Here is an 18,585-nt window from a genome sequence, read left to right on the forward strand (position 1 = left end):
CGACCCCCGCATGACTCTCTCGGCCGCCGAATGCTCCGCCCTCGAACCCCTCGCCGCCGACTGGTTCCAACGCGGCGCGTCCACAGCCGAATTGACCCGCGCCCTTACCGCCGGCCTTCCCGACACCGTTCATTCCGCAGGCGCCTTCGCCCGCAAACGCCTCACCGACAAAATGCCCCCCGAACTCCCACCGGCACCGCCCACCACCACCCCCGCCCTCACCATGGAATGCACCAACTGCGGCATCCCCGGCCGACCCGAAGCCCTCCCCGGCGGCCTCTGCCGCACCTGCCACAGCGACCACCGCTCCGCGGTCTCCGAGCCTGTTGGGGCGCCACAAATCGCATACGTCCGCCGTCAGGTCGACGAGCTGCGGGCCGCCGTCCGTACCCGTCCTCGCATCCCTCGCCGTACCTGACCTGCCTTCACGATGGCGGCAGCTCAGTGTTGAGCCTGTCGGCAGGCACTCGCTCGACGCGGGTCCAGCCCCTCCAGCCGCGCTCCTCCAGGATCGCCAACACCCGCCCGGCGCCCGGTGCGGACTCGACCATGGTGGAGTCCAGCAGGTGGGCGAACCGGTCGTCGAAGCCGTCGGCACCCACCTCACCGGCCTGCACCGCGCGGATCATCAGGCGCTCCAGGATGTCGGCGACCTCGACGATCCGCGGATCGTCGGCCGGCCAGTCGAGCGCCCCGGTGAGGAAGGTGTAGAGCCGCACCATGTCGGGGTCGTCCAGCTGCTCGTGCTTCTTGGCGATCACGGAGTCGATCAGGTGCGGCACCTGGGCGGCAATCATGATCCAGGCATCCCGCTCCAGCTCGACTATCCGCTCCTCGACGCCGAGACCGCGCAGCCGGTCGAGGTAGTCCACGACGCTCTGGGGGAGCGCCAGGTGCTCTCCGGCGGCGAGCCGGGCAAGCCGGCTGCGGGTGCCCTGCAGCCGCCGGATCTCGGCACGCAGACCCTTGTCGATCTCCTGGACGCCATCGGAGAACTCCTCCGGGCCGGCGTCGAGGAGTTCCTGCACCCTGGCCAGCGGCACGCCGGCATCTGCCAGGGTGCGGATCCGGATCAGCCGCACGACCGCGGCGGCATCGTAGGTCCGGTACCCGGACCGGTCGCGCTCTGGCTCCGGCAGCAGCCCGATCCTGTGGTAGTGGCGTACCGCTCGCACCGTCACACCGGCGTACGTGGCCAACTGGCTGATGGTGAGCATGAGTCCCAGACTGCCTCAGGCGATCTTCCGGCGATAGGCGGCCATCGCGAAGACGTACGCCACGACAAGGATGCCGACGCACCACGCGAGTGCGATCCAGATGTCGTGGCCGACCGGCTGCCGGGCGAACAGGGCGCGGATCGTGTTGACGATCGACGTCACCGGCTGATGCTCGGCGAACCAGCGCACCGGGCCGGGCATGGTCCCCGTGGGCACGAACGCCGAGCTGACGAACGGCAGGAAGATGAGCGGGTAGGCGAACGCGCCCGCGCCCTCGACCGACGACGCGGAGAGCCCGGGAATCACGGCGATCCAGGTCAGCGCCAGGGTGAACAGGAGCAGGATGCCGGCGACCGCGAGCCAGGCCGGCACTCCTGCCGCTGAGCGGAAGCCCATGAGCAGAGCGACGCCCACGACGATCACGAGCGAGATCAGGTTGGCGACCAGAGAGGTAAAGACATGTGCCCACAGCGCACCTGACCGTGCGATCGGCATGGACTGGAATCGCTCGAAGATCCCGCTCTTCAGGTCGGTGAACAGCCGGTACGCGGTGTAGGAGATGCCCGACGCGATGGTGACGAGCAGGATGCCGGGCAGCATGTAGTTCACATACGAAACCGACCCTGCGTCAATCGCGCCGCCGAACACGTAGACGAACATCAGCATCATGGCGACCGGCGTGATGACGGTCGTGATGATGGTGTCCATGCTGCGTGTGACATGGCGCAGGGTCCGCTGCGTGAGAACAACGGTGTCGCTGAGGAAATACGCGGTCATCCTTGTCCCCTAGCTGTTCGTGTAGTTGTTTGTGCCGGTGGCGTTGCTCTTGGCGTCGCTGCCGATGATCGCGAGGAAGACCTCCTCCAGGGTCGGCTGCTTCTCGACGTACTCGACCGTGGCGGGCGGGAAGAGCTGCTTGAGCTCGGCGAGGGTGCCGTTCGCGATGATCCGACCCTGGTGGAGGATCGCGATCCGGTCGGCCAGCTGCTCGGCCTCGTCCAGGTACTGCGTGGTGAGCAGCACCGTCGTGCCATGGCCGGCGAGCTCCTTGACCGCATGCCACACCTCGATGCGCGCCTCGGGGTCGAGTCCGGCCGTCGGCTCGTCCAGGAAGATCACCGGCGAATTCCCGATGAGGCTCATCGCGATGTCCAGCCGGCGGCGCATCCCACCCGAATACGTCGACACCCGGCGCGCGCCCGCCTCGGTCAGCGAGAAGCGATCGAGCAGGTCATCCGCGATCGCGCCCGGGTCCTCGAGGTGGCGCAGCCTGGCGACGAGCACGAGGTTCTCCCGGCCGCTGAGGATCTCGTCGACGGCCGCGAACTGCCCGGTGAGGCTGATGGACTCCCGCACGTTCGCCGGTTGCGCGGCGACGTCGAAGCCATGGACGCTCGCCGTCCCCGCGTCGGCCTTGAGGAGCGTGGCGAGGATCCGCACGGTCGTGGTCTTGCCCGAGCCATTGGAGCCGAGCAGGGCGAAGATGTTGCCCCGCGCCACGTCGAAGTCCACGCCGCGCAGCACCTCGAGCTTCCCGTACGCCTTCGCGAGGCCCTGCACATGGATCGCCGGACCGGCGATCGATTGGGCTGCTGTCATGGTCATCTGCCTCCCTTGCGGAGCTGTTCCAGGCGGCTGCGAGGAAGCTCCTGCCGGAAGGATGGAGGGTTGACCCAGCGTCAAGGTCAAGCCCGCTCCGACCGCGGCATCCAGATCGTCGGCGCCGCTGTGCGTTCCGGGAGAGGCCGGGAGAGGATGGCCGCATGGCACAGAAGATGAGCAAGGACGAATGGCGGAAGTTCGTCTCCGAGGGCACCCGGACCGGCAAGCTCTCGACCGTACGGGCCGACGGGCGCCCGCACATCGCTCCGGTGTGGTTCCTGCTGGACGGCGAGGACCTGGTGTTCAACACCGGCAAGGAGACCGTCAAGGGGCGGAACCTCGCCCGCGATGGCAGGGCCGCCCTCTGCGTGGACGACGACCGGCCGCCGTTCGGATTTGTCGTCCTGGAGGGCCGGGCCGAACTCAGCGAGGACCTTCCCGAGGTCCGCCACTGGGCGACCCGGATCGCCGCCCGCTATATGGGCGAGGAACTGGCCGAGCAGTATGGCGCCCGCAATGGCGTCCCCGGGGAGCTGCTCGTCAGGATGCGCATCGACAAGGCCCTCGCGGTGGCCCAGGTCGCCGGCTGACCGCTCCCTCGAATGGGTCAGCCGGCGCGCAGGCCGCAGTGGGGGCGGCGAAGGTGGAGTAAGGCCGCCGACCCACCGGAAAGGGTGCCCCCATGGCTGGTGAATCCGACGACAGGCGCAAGAAGCTCTCCGATGACGCCAGGTTCTTCCTGACCGGAATGTCCAAGGCCGACCAGGAGCGAGCCCTCCGCGAGAAATCCCCGGAGCAGCTCGACAAGGCGGGCAAGGAAGTGCGGAGCGCTCTCTCCGAAGAAGACCGGTGATCGGGTTCGTCGCCTATTTGCGAGCCTGCCCGAAGTAGGTCACCACGGGGCGGTGGCCGGGGGCCAGGACGAAGTCGACCACCGATGCGGCTTCTTCATCGGTGATCCGGCCGTGGCGCAGCGCGAGGGTGGCTTTGATCAGCGGACCCGGGCCCGTGGGCTTGAAGCCGCAGATCTCCTCGTTGTGCAGGCCGTGCCGGTCCAGTGCCCGCGCCAGTTCGGCCGGGGGCCGCAGCCGGTCGGCCGCATAGCGGCCGGGGGGCATGATCCGGGTCATCGGGAGGGTCTGGAAGGCGCCGAGATAGATCAGCCGGGACACCATCGTGCGGTTGACGGTGTCGTAGAGCAGCACCCCGCCGGGTTTGAGCACCCGGGCGGCCTCGGCCAGGACGCGGTCGAGCCGTGCGGTGACCTCGAAGGTGTCGGCGTAGTAGGCGAGGTCGAACGAGGCATCCGGCAGCCCGAGTTCCTCGGCGGGCGCACTGGTGTGCGGGATGCCGAGATGTTCGTGTTCGCTCGTCTCCCGGGCCATGGCGGTGGCGGCGGCGGACGGGTCGACGGCCGTGACGTCGAGCCCCAGTCCGGCCAGGCCGCGGGCGAGCAGCCCGCGGCCGCTTCCCACGACCAGGGTGCTGCGCCCGGCGGCGGGGAGGCCGAGCCGGTCGAGGGTGTTCCGTACATACCTCAGGCGGATCCGCTGGAAGGTGACGGCGCGTATCTGACGGCCGTCGACCGCCTCGGGGGCCGGTGAGTCGAGCTCGATGCGCGGGGCAGCGGTCATGGCGATCTCCCTATCTCCCTTGGTGCGGAATCCCCCTGGTGCGGAGCGGAGTTCCCCGGCAGGGTTCCCTCAGGGAACGTACCAGAGTGGGTTTCTTGAGGGAACTTGAGTACCCTGGCGGCATGACCCGCACCCCGCTCGCCGATGTGGCGTGCTCCATCGCCCGAGCCACCGACCTGTTCGGCGACGCATGGACCGCGTTGATCATGAGAGATGTGCTGTCGGGAATCACCCGGTTCGATGACCTGGCCCATGACCTGGGGATCTCCCGCAAGGTCCTGGCGGCCCGGCTCTCCCGGCTGACCGAGGAGCAGGTCCTGGTCCGTGAGCGGTACCAAGAGCGGCCGCCCCGCGAGCACTACCGCGCGACCGACAAGGGCAAGGAGCTCTACCCGGTGCTGCTCGCCCTGATGAACTGGGGTGACCGCTGGTACGCCGGCCCGGCTGGCCCGCCGGCCCGCATCCACCACCTCTCCTGCGGCCGGGACACCACCGCGGTGCTCACCTGTCCGCACTGCGGCGACCCGGTCACGGCGGACAACACCACCCAACTCCCCGGCCCCGGAGGGCGGATCGGCCCGGGCACCCGGGTCCTGGGCCCGCTGATCGAATCCCGCCGCCCACGGTAGCGGGGCCGCAGGGCCCGTGCCGGCCCACCGGACACCCCCTAAGGCTCATGCCGGCCCATCGGGCACCCCCTACGGCCGTCCCACCGGCAGCACCACCTCGAACCGGCAGCCCCCCGGCACATTGCGCACCGCCGCCCGTCCGTCGTGCGCCTCCACGATGCCGCGCACAATGGCCAGCCCCAGCCCCGCCCCCGCCGGAGGGGTGCGTGCCGCGGTGCCGCGCCAGCCGGTGTCGAAGACCCGGGGGAGGTCCTCCTCGGGAATGCCGCCGCAGCCGTCCGTGACCGACAGGACCACCGTGTCGGCCTCGCGCCGCGCGGCCACCGCGACCGTGCCGTCGGGCGGGGTGCGGTGGATGGCGTTGATCAGGAGGTTGCCCAGGACCCGCGTCATCTCCTTGCCGTCGACCTCGACGGGGACCGCGTCGACCCGGTCCCCGCTCAGCCGTACGCCGTGTTCGCGCGCCAGCGGGCCGACCCCCGCGAGGACGTCGCCCACCAGGTCGTACACCGACATCCGGCTGGGGCTCAGCGGCAGCGCCCCGGCATGGATGCGGGAGAGCTCGAAGAGGTCGCCGACCATCGAGTTGAGCCGGTCCACCTCGGTGCGGATCTGACGGAAATAGCGTTCCGGCTCATCGGCCATGCCGTCTTCGAGCGCCTCGGACATCGCCCGCAACCCGGCCAGCGGGGTGCGCAGATCGTGCGAGATCCAGGCGACCAACTCCCGCCGGGAGGTCTCCAGCGCCTGCTCCCGCTCCCGTGACTGGGCGAGTTTCGCACTGGTCGCCGCCAACTCCCGGGCCAGCTCGGCGAGTTCCGCCGTGGCATCCCCGGCCGGGGCGGCGAAGCTGCCGCCCTCGCCGAAGGAACGGGCCGCCCGGGTCAGGGCGTTGCTGCGCGCGACCACCCAGCGGCCCAGCAGCAGCGCGGTCGCCAGCGAGACCACGGCGGCCATCGCACAGACCGTGGTCACCACCGTGAGGTCATGGGAGGACAGGAACATCGCCTGCGCCACGGCCAGCGTCCCGGTCAGCATGGCGGTCACCGAGACCGCGGCCACCACGGTCAGCGACACCGCCACCGACCGGTGGCGCAGCGCCCGCAGCGCGATCGCGCCCAGCAGCCCGGCGGCGGCCGCGCCCAGGAAGGCGTAGAGGGCGATCAGCAGCACATCACGCATGGCCGCCGCCCCCGGGCTCCCCTTCGAGGTCGCCCTCGAACCGGTAGCCGACGCCCCAGACGGTCTGGATCAGGCGCGGTTGGGCCGGGTCGTCCTCGATCTTGGCGCGCAGCCGCCGCACATGCACGGTCACCGTGGACAGGTCCCCGAACTCCCAGCCCCACACCTCGCGCATCAGCTCCTCGCGGCCGCAGGCCCGCCCGGGATGTCGCAGCAGAAACGCCAGCAGGTCGAACTCGCGCAGGGTGAGGGCGAGTTCGGTGCCGTTCCGGGTGGCGCGGCGGGCCACCGGATCGAGGGTCAGCCCGGCGGCGCGCAGCGGGGGCGCGGCCGCCGGTGCGGCGGCCCGGGCGCGGCGGAGCACGGACTCCACGCGCAGCACCAGCTCCCGGGGCGAGAAGGGCTTGGTCACATAGTCGTCGGCGCCGACCTCCAGGCCGAGGATGCGGTCGTCCTCGTCGCCGCGCGCGGTCAGCATGACGACCGGCACCGGGCCGCCCCCGAGGACCTCGCCGCGCAGCCGCCGGCACACCTCCAGGCCGTCCATGCCGGGCAGCATCAGATCGAGTACGACGAGATCGGGCCGGGCGGCGGCGGCCCGGGCCAGCGCCGCGGGGCCGTCGGGGGCGCGGTCCACGGTGAAGCCGGCCCGGTCCAGGTATCCGGCCACCACTTCGGCGACGGTCGGGTCGTCGTCCACCACGAGTACCCGGGCGGGCAATGGGGTCTGCATGGGGCAAGCCTGGCAAAGTCCGGGGCGGGATGACGGGGGAGCCGGGGCGGCCGGGCCCGACGTCCTTGTTTTGTAAGGACCTTGGATCCTAAATGTCTCATTTGTCTCCGTAGGGTGTGGGGTGTGACCGACACCACCTCCCCACCCGTCGACATCGTGTTTCCCTGTCTCGACGAAGCCGCCGCCCTGCCCTGGGTGCTGGCGCACGTCCCCGACGGCTGGCGAGCCATCGTCGTCGACAACGGCTCGACCGACGGCTCCGCCGGCCTCGCCCGTTCACTCGGCGCCACCGTCGTCCGGGAACCGCACCGCGGCTTCGGCGCCGCCTGCCACGCGGGGCTGCTGGCCGCGACGGCGGACCTGGTGTGCTTCTGCGACTGCGACGCCTCCCTCGACCCGGGACTGCTGCCCGCGCTCCTCGCGCCCATCCGCGAGGGCTCGGCCGACCTGGTGCTCGGCCGCCGCCGCCCCCAGGGCCGGGGCGCCTGGCCGCTGCACGCCCGGCTGGGCAACGCCGCCCTGGCCCGCCTGCTGCACCGGCGCACCGGCCTGACCCTGCACGACCTCGGCCCCATGCGGGCCGCCCGCCGCGCACCGCTGCTCGCCCTGGGCCTCGCCGACCGGCGCAGCGGCTATCCGCTCGAAATGGTGGTCCGCGCGGCCGACGCCGGCTGGCGCATCACCGAGGCGGACGTCCCTTACCGCCCGCGCACCGGCACCTCCAAGGTCACCGGCACCTGGCGCGGCACCTGGCAGGCGGTGCGGGACATGCGCGCGGTCCTGCGGGCACCGCTGCCGACGCCACTGCCGGGGGCGGCCGCCTGATGACCGCCATCCTGATCATCGCCAAGGAGCCGCTGCCCGGCCGGGTCAAGACCCGGCTGACCCCGCCCTACACCCCCGACGAGGCCGCCGCCCTCGCCGAGGCGTCCCTCACCGACACCCTGCGGGCCGTACGGGCCATGCCGGCCCGGCGCCGCACCCTCGTCCTCGACGGCCGCCCCGGCCCCTGGCTGCCCGACGGCTTCGAGGTCGTACCCCAGCACCCCGGCGGACTGGACGAACGGCTCGCGGCCGCCTTCGCGGAATGTACGGGCCCCACCCTGCTCGTCGGCATGGACACCCCCCAGCTCACCGCCGACCTGCTGCGTCCCGCACTGGCCGAGGATGCCTGGCACTCCTGCGACGCATGGTTCGGCCCCGCCCTGGACGGCGGCTTCTGGGCCCTCGGCCTCGCCGAACCCCGCCCCGAACTCCTGCGCGGAGTCCCCATGTCCACCCCGAGCACCGGCGCGCTGCAACGCCGGCGGCTGACCGAGGCGGGTCTCAGGGTCGGCGACCTCCCCCCGCTCCGTGACGTCGACACGGCCCAGGACGCGGCCCAGGTCGCCGCCCTCGCACCGCACGGCGGTTTCGCCGCTGCTGTTGAGCGGCTCCGGGGTGGCACGGCCCGATGACCACCGGCGAACTGACCTCACCCCGCCCGGAGTTGCGGCCCTGGCACACGGACCCCTACGCCGACGCCATAGGCCTCGGACAGGGTCCGCTCTTCCTGCGCCGTGCCGACGGCTGGCTGTTGCCCCTCGACGTCGAGCGCTGGTGCTCCGGCGCGGACTCCGCCGACCTGACCGTCCTCGACCGGTGCCGGGGTGCCGTCCTGGACATCGGCTGCGGCCCCGGCCGCCTGGTCGCGGCCCTCGCCGCCCGCGGCCACCCCGCCCTGGGCGTCGACGTCAGCCCGGCGGCCGTCGCCCGCACCCGGCGCACCGGCGGCGCGGCGCTGTGCCGGTCGGTCTTCGACTCCCTTCCCGGCGAGGGCCGTTGGAACACCGCACTGCTCATCGACGGCAACATCGGCATCGGCGGTGACCCCCGTGCCCTGCTGAGGCGGGTCGCCCGGATCACCGCACCGGGCGGCCTGCTGCTGGCCGAGGCCGCCCCGGCGGACGTCGACGAGCGCCTGCGGGTACGGGTGGACGACGGACGCGGGGGACTGGGCGCGCCCTTCCCCTGGGCGAGAACCGGCACTCGGGCCCTGCTCCGCCACGCACGGGCGGCCGGCTGGCGGGCATCCGGCCAATGGGCCGCCGGAACACGGGAGTTCATCGCCCTGGAAAACGGCCACCGCGGTGAGGCGCCGACGGACTTTCCCGCGATCACCCCCTCCGGGGCGGGCCTCGGCCCCGCACACCCGGCCGATAACGGCCGTCGGCAACCCCGCTTCCCTGCCGAGTGACCGATGCCACACCGGCTCCGGGCGGGCGTGTGACCTGATCCACCGGCTCTCCCCGCAGGATCGCTGATCGTGGCGGCTCTGGTCGGCGGGTTCCTCGTCCGCGGCCGGGTCGCCCGTACCCGGCAGGAGACCGAACTGCGCCGGGCCACCGGGAGCGGCCCGCGCTAGGGGGTGTCCGATGGGTCGGCACGGGCCCTGCGGTGCCTGGCACGGCGCCTCGCCGCGTTGTCGCATCACCCGAGTACGCCCAGTACGCGGGTAATGCTCCGTCTTGCGATGCACCGCACCAGACGCCGCAGGGCCCGCCCTGATCCATAAGGCACGCCCTGGTCCGCGCGGCCCGGCACCACCGTTCTCCGGGCCGCGCAGCCGTTTTCCGCACGGTTCCCCACGGGCGATAATCGGACGTGGGGCCGCGACAAGAGGCGAAGCTCGGACGTTCCGACTCATATCGGGACGGAGTGAGCGCGGTCCGCCACCCTCAGAGTGAAGGACACGCATCCATGAGTACGCTCCCGATCGAGTTGAAGCCCTCCTCGCAGCCGCTGCCCGCCGCGGAGCGCGAGCGCATCCTGGCCGACCCCGGTTTCGGCCGCCACTTCACCGACCACATGGTCACCATCAAGTGGACCGAGGGCCGCGGCTGGCACGATGCCCAGCTGGTGCCCTACGCACCGCTGGCGATGGATCCCGCGAACATGACCCTGCACTACGGGCAGGCCATCTTCGAGGGCCTCAAGGCCTACCGTCGGCCCGACGGCTCCATAGCCACCTTTCGGCCCGACGAGAACGCCAAGCGTTTCCAGGCCTCCGCCCGTCGGCTGGCCATGCCCGAGCTCCCGGTCGAGACCTTCATAGCGGCGTGCGACGCGCTGGTCGCCCAGGACGTGGCCTGGGTGCCCGACTCCGGTGAGGCCTCCCTCTATCTGCGGCCCTTTATGATCGCGGCCGAGGTCGGGATGGGCGTGCGGCCCGCCAACGAGTACCTCTTCATCGTGATCGCCTCGCCCGCCGGCGCGTACTTCCCCGGTGGTGTGCAGCCCGTCTCGGTGTGGCTCTCCGAGGAGTATGTGCGCGCCGCCCCCGGCGGCACCGGCGCCGCCAAGTGCGCGGGCAACTATGCCGCGTCCCTGGTCGCCCAGGCGCAGGCCGCCGAGCAGGGCTGCGACCAAGTGGTCTGGCTGGACGCGGTGGAGCGCCGCTGGATCGAGGAAATGGGCGGCATGAACCTCTACTTCGTGTACGGCGACCGCATCGTCACCCCGGAGCTGACCGGCTCGCTGCTGCCCGGCATCACCCGTGCCTCGCTGCTGACGATCGCCGAGGACCTCGGCCACGAGGTTTCCGAGGGCCGGATCTCGGTGGACGACTGGAAGAACGGCACCGCGGACGGTTCGCTGACGGAGGTGTTCGCCTGCGGCACCGCCGCCGTCATCACGCCGGTCGGCTCGGTCAAGTCCACCCGCGCCGACTGGACGGTGGGCGACGGTCGGCCCGGTGAGGTCACCATGAAGCTGCGCAAGGCGCTGCTGGACATCCAGACCGGGGCGGCCCCGGACACCCATGGCTGGATGCACCGGCTGGGGTAGCTCCCCACGCGCAGGACGGGCCGCTGCGGTGGCCCGTCCTGCGATACATGATCGTTGTCACCCGGCCCTTGTCCGGAACCGTGCCGTTGCCGCACGGTGGCCCCCATGGGACAGCACTGGAAGAAGATCTGGGTCGGCTCGGCCGGAAACATGGTCGAGTGGTTCGACTGGTTTGTCTATGCCAGCTTTTCGACGTACTTCGCCAACTCCTTCTTCCCCAAGGGCAATGACACCGCCAACCTCATGAACACCGCAGGCATCTTCGCCGTCGGTTTCTTCATGCGCCCCGTCGGCGGCTGGCTGCTCGGCCGCGTCGGCGACCGGAGCGGCCGCAAGGCGGCGCTCACCCTGACCGTCACCCTGATGTCCGTGTCCGCCGTGCTGATCGCCGTCGCGCCCACCTACGCCGTCGCGGGATACGGCGGGGTCGCGGTACTGCTGGTCGCCCGGCTGCTCCAAGGGCTCTCCGTGGGCGGCGAGTACGCGGCCAGCGCGACCTACCTCACCGAGGCATCCGCTCCCGGCCGCCGGGGCTTCGCCTCCAGCTTCCAGTATGTCTCCATGACGGCCGGTCAGATCCTGGGCCTGGGCATCCAGATCATCCTCCAGCACACGCTCTCCGGCGGCGAGTTGCACAGCTGGGGCTGGCGCATCCCGTTCATCGTGGGCGCGTTGGGCGCGGCCGTCATCTTCTATCTGCGGCGCAGCCTGCTGGAGACGGACACCTACCAGGAGAGCGACAGCGACGAGCGGGACCGGGGCACCATCACGGCGCTGCTGCGCCACAAGCGCGAGGCGTTCCTGGTGATCGCGCTGACCATGGGCGGCACGGTCGCGTACTACACCTACACCACCTACCTCACCAAGTACCTCTCCAACAGCGCTGGAATGCCCAAGCGGACCGCCACCCTGGTCAGCTTCTGCGCCCTGCTGATCTTCGCGGCGCTGCAGCCCCTCGCGGGTGCCCTCTCGGACCGGATCGGCCGCCGTCCGCTGCTGATCACCTTCGCGGTCGGCTCCACCTTCCTGACCGTGCCGATCATGACGCTGCTCAAGCGCGCGGGCTCCTTCTGGCCCGCCCTGGGGCTGTCCCTGCTGGCGCTGGTCGTGGTCACCGGCTATACGTCGATCAACGCCTGTGTGAAGGCCGAGCTGTTCCCAACGGGCGTACGGGCACTGGGCGTTGCCCTGCCCTATGCGATCGCCAACGCGCTCTTCGGCGGGACGGCCGAATATGTGGCGCTGTGGTTCAAGAAGGGCGGCATCGAGTCCGGCTTCTACTGGTATGTGGCGGGCTGTGCGGCGGTCTCGCTGGTCGTCTACCTCACCATGCGCGAGACCCGTGACATCGACCTCAAGCGGCTGGGCGGCGGAACGCCCGAGCAGTCGGAACGGGACGTCGTGCCCGCTTGAGCGCGGTCAAGCCGCCCTGGGGCACAGAGCTGCTCACATGCTGAGACGGCCCGGCTGTCCGGTGGGCGGATGTGCAACACTCCCTCTCGTGTTCTCGCTCGCCACGATTATTGGCAGCAGGCGCGCCGGTCCGCAGTGACCGCCCCGTACGACCCGGTACGGCGCGGACACCGTCGTCCCAAGACCCGCGCGCAGACCTCTCGCACCCGCGAGAGGTTTTTTTCGTTTCCGGCCCACCCGCCGCCGGGAGCGTTGCGTGAGGGACCATGGAGGGACGGTGGAGCCGGTCATTCCGGTAGACCGAGATCCGACAGGAGTCACAGCAGCATGACGGACCCAACCGACGCCCCCGACGACGGCTTTCAGGTCTTCGACACCACGCTGCGCGACGGCGCGCAGCGCGAGGGCATCAATCTCACCGTCGCCGACAAGCTGACCATCGCCCGGCACCTGGACGACTTCGGGGTGGGCTTCATCGAGGGCGGCTGGCCCGGTGCCAACCCCCGGGACACGGAGTTCTTCCGGCGGGCCCGCGCCGAGATCGACTTCCGGCACGCCCGGCTGGTCGCGTTCGGGGCCACCCGCAGGGCGGGCGTCCGGGCCGGGGACGACCCCCAGGTCGCCGCGCTCCTCGACTCACAGGCCCCGGTGGTCACCCTGGTGGCCAAGTCTCATGACCGGCATGTGGAACTCGCGCTGCGCACCACCCTGGACGAGAACCTCGCGATGGTCCGCGACACCGTCGAGCACCTGCGCGCGCACGGGCGGCGGGTCTTCGTCGACTGCGAGCACTTCTTCGACGGATACCGTGCCAACCCCGGCTATGCCACCGAGGTGGTGCGCACCGCGCACCGGGCCGGTGCCGATGTGGTGGTGCTCTGCGACACCAACGGCGGCATGCTCCCCGCGCAGGTCGGGGAGACCGTACGGGCCGTACTCGCCGACACCGGCGCCCGGTTGGGGATCCACGCCCAGGACGACACCGGGTGCGCGGTGGCCAACACCCTGGCCGCGGTGGACGCGGGTGCCACCCAGGTGCAGTGCACCGCCAACGGCTACGGCGAACGCGTGGGCAACGCCAATCTCTTCCCCGTCGTGGCCGCGCTGGAGCTCAAATACGGCCGCCGGGTGCTGCCGGAGGGAAAGCTCGTGGAGATGACCCGGGTCTCGCACGCCATCGCCGAGGTCGTCAACCTCACGCCCGCCACCCATCAGCCGTATGTGGGGTTCTCCGCCTTCGCCCACAAGGCCGGGCTGCATGCCTCCGCGATCAAGGTCGATCCCGACCTCTATCAGCACATCGACCCGGAGCGGGTCGGCAACACCATGCGGATGCTGGTCTCCGACATGGCGGGCCGGGCCTCCGTGGAGCTCAAGGGCAAGGAGCTGGGCGTCGACCTGGGCGGTGACCGCGAGCTGATCGGCCGGGTCGTCGAGCGGGTCAAGGAGCGGGAGGCCAAGGGCTACACCTATGAGGCGGCGGACGCCTCCTTCGAGCTGCTGCTGCGCGCGGAGGTCACCGGCAGACCGCTGCGCTACTACCGGGTGGAGTCCTGGCGCGCGATCGTCGAGGACCGCCCGGACGGGACGCACGCCAATGAGGCGACGGTCAAGCTGTGGGCCAAGGGCGAGCGCATCGTCGCCACCGCCGAGGGCAACGGCCCGGTCAACGCACTGGACCGCGCGCTGCGTGCCGCGCTGGAGCGCATCTATCCGGAGCTCGCCCGGCTTGAGCTGACCGACTACAAGGTCCGCATCCTGGAGGGCGGCCAGGGCACCGGCTCGATCACCCGGGTACTGGTCTCCACCAGCGACGAGCGCGGCGAGTGGTCCACGGTCGGGGTCGCGGAGAATGTCATCGCGGCGTCCTGGCAGGCCCTGGACGACGCCTATGCGTACGGCCTGTGGCGCGCGGGCGCCGAGCCACAGGGGTGAGGCGCACGGCGGGCCGCATCGCCGTGCACCGCGCCTCGGTTCTCCGGCCGCATGTGCTCAGGCCTGGGGTGCGCTCTTGATGGCGGAGATGTCGAAGGTCAGCCTGACCTTGTCGCTGACCATCACCCCGCCGGTCTCCAGGGCCGCGTTCCAGGTCAGACCCCAGTCGGAGCGCAGGATCTCGGCGCTGCCCTCGAAGCCGACGCGCTCATTGCCGTAGACATCGGTGGCCGCGCCGTTGAACTCCAGGTCGATGGCGAGCGGGCGGGTGACGTCCTTGATGGTGAGGTCGCCGGTGACGCGGTAACGGTCGCCGCCGAGCTGCTCGGCGGCCGTGGAGCGGAACGTCATCAGGGGGAACCGCTCGGCGTCGAAGAAGTCGGTGCCGCGCAGATGGGCGTCGCGGTCCTGCATGCCGGTGTCCACGCTGGCGATCTGGACGTCGAGGGAGGCACCCGAGCGGGACGGGTCGGTGCCGTCGAGCTGGAGGGAGCCCTGGTGCTCGGTGAAGGTGCCCTTGACGTTGGTGACCATGGCGTGGCGCACGGTGAAGCCGATGCTGCTGTGGGCCGGGTCGACGGTGTAGCCACCGGACAGGGCGGCCAGCGCCGGGTCCACGGGGAGGACGGCGGCCGCGGGGGTGGTGTTGTCGCGGCGAGAGAAGAGGCTCATGACTACTCCTGTGATCCTTGAGAAAGTCGTTTAACTTTCAACGAGGACACCGTAGCGAGATCTGGTTCAACTTTCAACAGTGAGGGTGGGGAGTTTCGGTGACATGGGCATTGCCACCGTTTCCCGGCCGTGCTAATCAGCCACGGTGAGCACCCGCCGCTTCTTCCTCACCGCCGCCCTGACCACGCTCGGCTGCGCCCTGGTGCCCGCCGCCGCGGCGGACGACGAGTTCGCGGCCCTGCGGCAGCGCTGGCGGGCCCTGGTGCTCGGCGCCGGTTACGACCCGGCCGCCGAGCCCTATGCATCGGTCCTGCGCCGCACCGGTGCCCAGGCCCGGGCCCACCGGGAGAGCATGCGCCCCGGCCCCACCTCGCTCTGGCCCGACGCCCCCTTCGACCCGCCCGCCGGGATCACCCTCAGCCATGCCCGGCTGCTCACCATGGCCCGGGCCTACGCCCAGCCGGGCACCGGCTTCACCGGCGATGCCACCCTCGCCGCCGACACCCTCGCCGGGCTCGACCACGTCCACGCCCGGGCCTACCACGCGGGCGCCGCCCCGCACGGCAACTGGTGGGAGTGGCAGATCGGCACCCCCGGACTGCTGCTGGACACCCTCACCCTGCTCCATGACGAGGCCGGCGCCCCCCGGCGCACCGGCCTCCTCGCCGCGGTCGACCACTTCGTGCCCGACTCCGCACTCGGCTCCTACACCGGCACCAGCACCGGCGCCAACCGTGTCGACCTGTGCCGCGTCGTCGCCGTGCGCGGAGCGCTCGGCGCCTCCGGCGCCAAGCTCGCGCTCGCCCGGGACGCCCTGGCACCGGTCTTCCCCCAGGTCACCAAGGGGGACGGGCTCTACGCCGACGGCTCCTTCATCCAGCACGGCTGGGTCGCCTACTCCGGCACCTACGGCTGTGTGCTGCTCGACGGCCTCGGCCGGCTCTTCGCGCTGCTGCGCGGCACAAGCTGGGAGATCACCGACCCCCACCGGCAGATCGTCTTCGACAGCGTGGAACAGGCGTACGCACCACTGATCCACAACGGACTGGTGATGGACAGCGTCTCCGGCCGCGCCGTCAGCCGTGGCCTGACCCGCGGCGGGGACGTCGCACAGAGCGACCACCAGCGCGGCCATGCGCTCATCGCCGCCATCGCGGTGCTCGCCGAGGGCGCGAACCCGGCCCAACGGTCCCGCTGGCACGGCCTGATCAAGGGCTGGGCGGCCCGCGACACCGTCGACCCGCTGCTCACCGACCCCCAGTTCGACGTTGCCGACCTGGCCCGCCTCGCCGCCGTCGCGGCGGGCCCCGAACCACCGGCAGCGGCGACACCGGGACCTCGCCTCTTTCCGAGCATGGACCGGGCCGTGCACCGGGGCCCCGGCTGGGCCGCCAACATCGCCATGGCGTCCGACCGCATCACCTACTACGAGAACGGCAACGGCGAGCACCCGCGCGGCTGGCACACCGGAGCCGGAATGCTCTCCTGGTGGGGCCCGGGCGGCGACGACCAGTACACCGACGGCTTCTGGCCCACCGCCGACCCGTACCGGATGCCCGGCACCACCGTCTCCACCAAGCCGCTCGCCGACAACGAAGGCGGCGGCTGGGGCGCGCCGAAACCGGCCGTCCGGTGGGTGGGCGGGGTCACCGACGGCACCCATGCGGCAGTGGGGCAGCATCTCAAGGGACTCTCCTCCACCCTGGAAGCCCGCAAGTCCTGGTTCTGTGTGTCCGATGCGATCGTGTGCCTGGGCGCGGGCATCACGGCGCGGGACGGCGTCCCGGTCGAGACCGTGGTCGACAACCGCAACCTGGGGGAGGACGGCACGCCCGGGCTCACCGTGGACGGCGTTCCCCAGCCCGGCGAGGACGGCTGGTCACGGTCCTTCGAGCGGGTCCGCTGGGCCCACCTGGAGGGGCACGGCGGCTATGTCTTCCCGGACGGCGGCTCCCCGCTGCAGGCGCTGCGCCGGACGCGGACCGGATCATGGCGGGACATCAACGAGGGCGGTACGGCCGATCCGGTCACCCGCCGCTACCTCACCCTCTGGCACGACCACGGCACGGACCCCGAGGACGCCCGATACGCCTACCTCCTGATGCCCGGCGCTGCCCCCGGCGCCGTCGCCGCCCGTGCCGCCGACCCCGGCTGGCTGACGATCCTCGCCAACTCCCTTGACTGCCAGGGCATTCGGCTTCCCTCGCTGGGCCTCACCGCGGCCAACTTCTGGCGCGCGGGCGCCGTGGGCCCCCTCGCGGTGACGGCCCCCGCCGCCGTGCTGGTGGTGGTGCGCGGCGGCCGGGCCGCCATCCGGCTCGCCGACCCGCTGCGGGCCGGGGCCGCCATCGACCTCACCTGGTCCCGGCCGGTGCGCCGGGTCACCGCGCGGGACGCTTCGGTGCGGGTACTGGCCACCGGCGCCGCCCTGCGGTTGCGGATCACTCCGGGGACGCGGTGCGCGACGCAGGGCTGCGCGGTGGAACTCGGCTGAGCCCGAGCCGCCTCCCAGACCCCTCCCGACGTGGGGCTTTGTGGAGTACTCACAGCGTGGGAGGGCCGGCCACCGCGGGATTACCGACAAGGACCCGGTGCGATTCTGTTCTTCCTGCCCACGAAATCGAGCACTACATTGTGCGGAGTCGACATGATGTTCCGGCGCTCTCGCCGCGTACCGTCTATCCATGAGCAATCTCGAAGGTGCGCCCGAAGAGGCGAGTGACGTCCGCGGGCGCGTCGCCGAGCTGCACGCCATCCGCGAGCAGGTTCGGCGTGGTCCCGGTGAGCGGGCTACCCAGGCGCAGCGGGCGAAGGGGAAGCTGACGGTTCGGGAGCGTATTGATCTTTTGTTGGATGAGGGCTCGTTCTGTGAGGTGGAGCCGTTGCGGCGGCACCGGGCGCAGGGGTTTGGGTTGGAGGAGCGGCGTCCGTATACGGATGGTGTGGTGACGGGGTGGGGTACGGTGCACGGCCGTACGGTGTTTGTGTATGCGCATGATTTCCGGGTTTTTGGTGGTGCGTTGGGTGAGGCGCATGCGACGAAGATCCACAAGGTTATGGATATGGCGATTGCGGCGGGTGCGCCGTTGGTGTCGTTGAACGATGGTGCGGGGGCGCGGATCCAGGAGGGTGTTTCGGCGCTGGCGGGGTACGGGGGGATTTTTCAGCGTAATACGCGGGCGTCGGGGGTGATTCCGCAGATAAGTGTGATGTTGGGGCCGTGTGCGGGGGGTGCGGCCTACAGTCCGGCGTTGACGGATTTTGTGTTCATGGTGCGGGAGACGTCGCAGATGTTCATCACGGGTCCGGATGTGGTGCGTGCGGTGACGGGGGAGGAGATTTCGCAGAACGGGTTGGGGGGTGCGGATGTGCATGCGGAGACGTCGGGGGTGGCGCATTTTGCGTATGACGATGAGGAGTCGTGTCTGGAGGAGGTGCGGTATCTGTTGTCGTTGCTGCCGCAGAACAACCGGGAGAATCCGCCGCGGGTGGAGTGCGGGGATCCTGTGGACCGTCGGGGGGAGGTGTTGCTGGATCTGGTGCCGGCGGATGGGAACCGGCCGTATGACATGCGCAGGGTGATCGAGGAGGTGGTCGATGACGGTGAGTTCCTGGAGGTGCATGAGCGGTGGGCGACGAATGTGATTGTGGCGTTGGCGCGGTTGGACGGGCGGGTGGTGGGGGTGGTGGCGAACCAGCCGCAGTCGTTGGCGGGTGTGCTGGACATCGAGGCGTCGGAGAAG

18 protein-coding genes and 1 pseudogene are annotated in these 18,585 nt (G+C 71.0%); 12 read left to right on the plus strand and 7 right to left on the minus strand.

Annotation, left to right across the window (positions count from 1 at the left end):
- Nucleotides 1–418: pseudogene (locus tag ABCR83_RS29980) on the plus strand (hypothetical protein); the annotation flags it as partial.
- 7 nt (nucleotides 419–425) lie between these two features.
- Here the strand turns inward: ABCR83_RS29980 and ABCR83_RS29985 are convergent.
- The 3 genes from ABCR83_RS29985 to ABCR83_RS29995 are packed head-to-tail and all read right to left on the minus strand — an operon-like array spanning nucleotide 426 to nucleotide 2,822.
- Complete coding sequence (locus ABCR83_RS29985; RefSeq protein ID WP_462698381.1) at nucleotides 426–1,217, minus strand: MerR family transcriptional regulator; 792 nt, start codon at nucleotides 1,215–1,217, stop codon at nucleotides 426–428.
- A 15-nt stretch (nucleotides 1,218–1,232) separates the two neighbouring features.
- Nucleotides 1,233–1,994, minus strand: a complete 762-nt coding sequence (locus ABCR83_RS29990) for an ABC transporter permease (protein ID WP_462698382.1) — start codon at nucleotides 1,992–1,994, stop codon at nucleotides 1,233–1,235.
- 9 nt (nucleotides 1,995–2,003) lie between these two features.
- A complete protein-coding gene (locus ABCR83_RS29995) occupies nucleotides 2,004–2,822 on the minus strand; it encodes an ABC transporter ATP-binding protein (protein WP_462698383.1) in 819 nt (272 codons plus the stop codon).
- Between the two features lie 158 nt (nucleotides 2,823–2,980).
- On the opposite strand from ABCR83_RS29995, the gene ABCR83_RS30000 reads away from it, so the two are divergent.
- Nucleotides 2,981–3,409: a PPOX class F420-dependent oxidoreductase gene (locus tag ABCR83_RS30000; protein WP_462698384.1), complete on the plus strand. Its 429-nt coding sequence runs from the start codon at nucleotides 2,981–2,983 to the stop codon at nucleotides 3,407–3,409.
- Nucleotides 3,410–3,501: 92 nt separating this feature from the next.
- Nucleotides 3,502–3,672, plus strand: a complete 171-nt coding sequence (locus ABCR83_RS30005; RefSeq protein WP_462698385.1) for a hypothetical protein — start codon at nucleotides 3,502–3,504, stop codon at nucleotides 3,670–3,672.
- A 13-nt stretch (nucleotides 3,673–3,685) separates the two neighbouring features.
- On the opposite strand, the gene ABCR83_RS30010 is transcribed toward ABCR83_RS30005, so the two are convergent.
- Nucleotides 3,686–4,453, minus strand: coding sequence for a class I SAM-dependent methyltransferase (locus tag ABCR83_RS30010; protein ID WP_462698386.1), 768 nt, complete (start codon nucleotides 4,451–4,453; stop codon nucleotides 3,686–3,688).
- 122 nt (nucleotides 4,454–4,575) lie between these two features.
- Here ABCR83_RS30010 and ABCR83_RS30015 point away from each other — a divergent pair, with 122 nt between their 5' ends.
- Nucleotides 4,576–5,082, plus strand: coding sequence for a winged helix-turn-helix transcriptional regulator (locus ABCR83_RS30015; protein WP_462698387.1), 507 nt, complete (start codon nucleotides 4,576–4,578; stop codon nucleotides 5,080–5,082).
- Between the two features lie 69 nt (nucleotides 5,083–5,151).
- Here the strand turns inward: ABCR83_RS30015 and ABCR83_RS30020 are convergent, their stop codons facing one another.
- A complete protein-coding gene (locus ABCR83_RS30020; protein WP_462698388.1) occupies nucleotides 5,152–6,264 on the minus strand; it encodes a sensor histidine kinase in 1,113 nt (370 codons plus the stop codon).
- Nucleotides 6,257–6,997, minus strand: coding sequence for a response regulator transcription factor (locus ABCR83_RS30025; protein WP_462698389.1), 741 nt, complete (start codon nucleotides 6,995–6,997; stop codon nucleotides 6,257–6,259). Before ABCR83_RS30025 ends, ABCR83_RS30020 begins: the two co-directional genes overlap by 8 nt.
- A gap of 123 nt (nucleotides 6,998–7,120) precedes the next feature.
- Here ABCR83_RS30025 and ABCR83_RS30030 point away from each other — a divergent pair, with 123 nt between their 5' ends.
- The 6 genes from ABCR83_RS30030 to cimA all read left to right on the plus strand — a co-directional run bounded on the left by ABCR83_RS30030 (nucleotide 7,121) and on the right by cimA (nucleotide 14,170).
- On the plus strand, nucleotides 7,121–7,822 hold the full coding sequence (locus tag ABCR83_RS30030) for a glycosyltransferase family 2 protein (protein ID WP_462698390.1): 702 nt from the start codon (nucleotides 7,121–7,123) through the stop codon (nucleotides 7,820–7,822).
- The gene (locus tag ABCR83_RS30035) at nucleotides 7,822–8,454 is read left to right on the plus strand and encodes a TIGR04282 family arsenosugar biosynthesis glycosyltransferase (protein ID WP_462698391.1); all 633 of its coding nucleotides are present in this window, start codon (nucleotides 7,822–7,824) and stop codon (nucleotides 8,452–8,454) included. The genes ABCR83_RS30030 and ABCR83_RS30035 overlap by 1 nt, the downstream gene beginning before the upstream one ends.
- The gene (locus ABCR83_RS30040) at nucleotides 8,451–9,233 is read left to right on the plus strand and encodes a class I SAM-dependent methyltransferase (RefSeq protein ID WP_462698392.1); all 783 of its coding nucleotides are present in this window, start codon (nucleotides 8,451–8,453) and stop codon (nucleotides 9,231–9,233) included. Before ABCR83_RS30035 ends, ABCR83_RS30040 begins: the two co-directional genes overlap by 4 nt.
- A 503-nt stretch (nucleotides 9,234–9,736) precedes the next feature.
- On the plus strand, nucleotides 9,737–10,822 hold the full coding sequence (locus tag ABCR83_RS30045; RefSeq protein ID WP_462698393.1) for a branched-chain amino acid aminotransferase: 1,086 nt from the start codon (nucleotides 9,737–9,739) through the stop codon (nucleotides 10,820–10,822).
- A gap of 105 nt (nucleotides 10,823–10,927) precedes the next feature.
- Complete coding sequence (locus tag ABCR83_RS30050) at nucleotides 10,928–12,235, plus strand: MFS transporter (RefSeq protein WP_462698394.1); 1,308 nt, start codon at nucleotides 10,928–10,930, stop codon at nucleotides 12,233–12,235.
- A gap of 327 nt (nucleotides 12,236–12,562) precedes the next feature.
- Nucleotides 12,563–14,170: a citramalate synthase gene (gene cimA / locus ABCR83_RS30055; RefSeq protein ID WP_462698395.1), complete on the plus strand. Its 1,608-nt coding sequence runs from the start codon at nucleotides 12,563–12,565 to the stop codon at nucleotides 14,168–14,170.
- Between the two features lie 57 nt (nucleotides 14,171–14,227).
- Here the strand turns inward: cimA and ABCR83_RS30060 are convergent, their stop codons facing one another.
- Nucleotides 14,228–14,842 carry a YceI family protein gene (locus ABCR83_RS30060; protein WP_462698396.1) on the minus strand — a complete coding sequence of 205 codons (615 nt, stop codon included), beginning with the start codon at nucleotides 14,840–14,842 and terminating at the stop codon, nucleotides 14,228–14,230.
- A 145-nt stretch (nucleotides 14,843–14,987) separates the two neighbouring features.
- On the opposite strand from ABCR83_RS30060, the gene ABCR83_RS30065 reads away from it, so the two are divergent.
- Both ABCR83_RS30065 and ABCR83_RS30070 read left to right on the plus strand, forming a co-directional pair.
- Nucleotides 14,988–17,336, plus strand: a complete 2,349-nt coding sequence (locus ABCR83_RS30065) for a polysaccharide lyase 8 family protein (RefSeq protein ID WP_462698397.1) — start codon at nucleotides 14,988–14,990, stop codon at nucleotides 17,334–17,336.
- 190 nt (nucleotides 17,337–17,526) lie between these two features.
- A partial coding sequence (locus ABCR83_RS30070; protein ID WP_462698398.1) for an acyl-CoA carboxylase subunit beta occupies nucleotides 17,527–18,585 on the plus strand: 1,059 nt, incomplete at its 3' end.

Source organism: Streptomyces xingningensis, assembly GCF_054957865.1.

Coding starts and splice junctions, on each gene's coding strand:
- ABCR83_RS29995 (WP_462698383.1), bottom strand. CDS start 2,822: ATGACCATGACAGCAGCCCAATCGATCGCCGGTCCGGCGATCCATGTG.
- ABCR83_RS30020 (WP_462698388.1), bottom strand. CDS start 6,264: ATGCGTGATGTGCTGCTGATCGCCCTCTACGCCTTCCTGGGCGCGGCC.
- ABCR83_RS30050 (WP_462698394.1), top strand. CDS start 10,928: ATGGGACAGCACTGGAAGAAGATCTGGGTCGGCTCGGCCGGAAACATG.
- ABCR83_RS30045 (WP_462698393.1), top strand. CDS start 9,737: ATGAGTACGCTCCCGATCGAGTTGAAGCCCTCCTCGCAGCCGCTGCCC.
- cimA (WP_462698395.1), top strand. CDS start 12,563: ATGACGGACCCAACCGACGCCCCCGACGACGGCTTTCAGGTCTTCGAC.
- ABCR83_RS30000 (WP_462698384.1), top strand. CDS start 2,981: ATGGCACAGAAGATGAGCAAGGACGAATGGCGGAAGTTCGTCTCCGAG.
- ABCR83_RS30005 (WP_462698385.1), top strand. CDS start 3,502: ATGGCTGGTGAATCCGACGACAGGCGCAAGAAGCTCTCCGATGACGCC.
- ABCR83_RS30015 (WP_462698387.1), top strand. CDS start 4,576: ATGACCCGCACCCCGCTCGCCGATGTGGCGTGCTCCATCGCCCGAGCC.
- ABCR83_RS29990 (WP_462698382.1), bottom strand. CDS start 1,994: ATGACCGCGTATTTCCTCAGCGACACCGTTGTTCTCACGCAGCGGACC.
- ABCR83_RS30025 (WP_462698389.1), bottom strand. CDS start 6,997: ATGCAGACCCCATTGCCCGCCCGGGTACTCGTGGTGGACGACGACCCG.
- ABCR83_RS30010 (WP_462698386.1), bottom strand. CDS start 4,453: ATGACCGCTGCCCCGCGCATCGAGCTCGACTCACCGGCCCCCGAGGCG.
- ABCR83_RS30040 (WP_462698392.1), top strand. CDS start 8,451: ATGACCACCGGCGAACTGACCTCACCCCGCCCGGAGTTGCGGCCCTGG.
- ABCR83_RS30060 (WP_462698396.1), bottom strand. CDS start 14,842: ATGAGCCTCTTCTCTCGCCGCGACAACACCACCCCCGCGGCCGCCGTC.
- ABCR83_RS29985 (WP_462698381.1), bottom strand. CDS start 1,217: ATGCTCACCATCAGCCAGTTGGCCACGTACGCCGGTGTGACGGTGCGA.
- ABCR83_RS30035 (WP_462698391.1), top strand. CDS start 7,822: ATGACCGCCATCCTGATCATCGCCAAGGAGCCGCTGCCCGGCCGGGTC.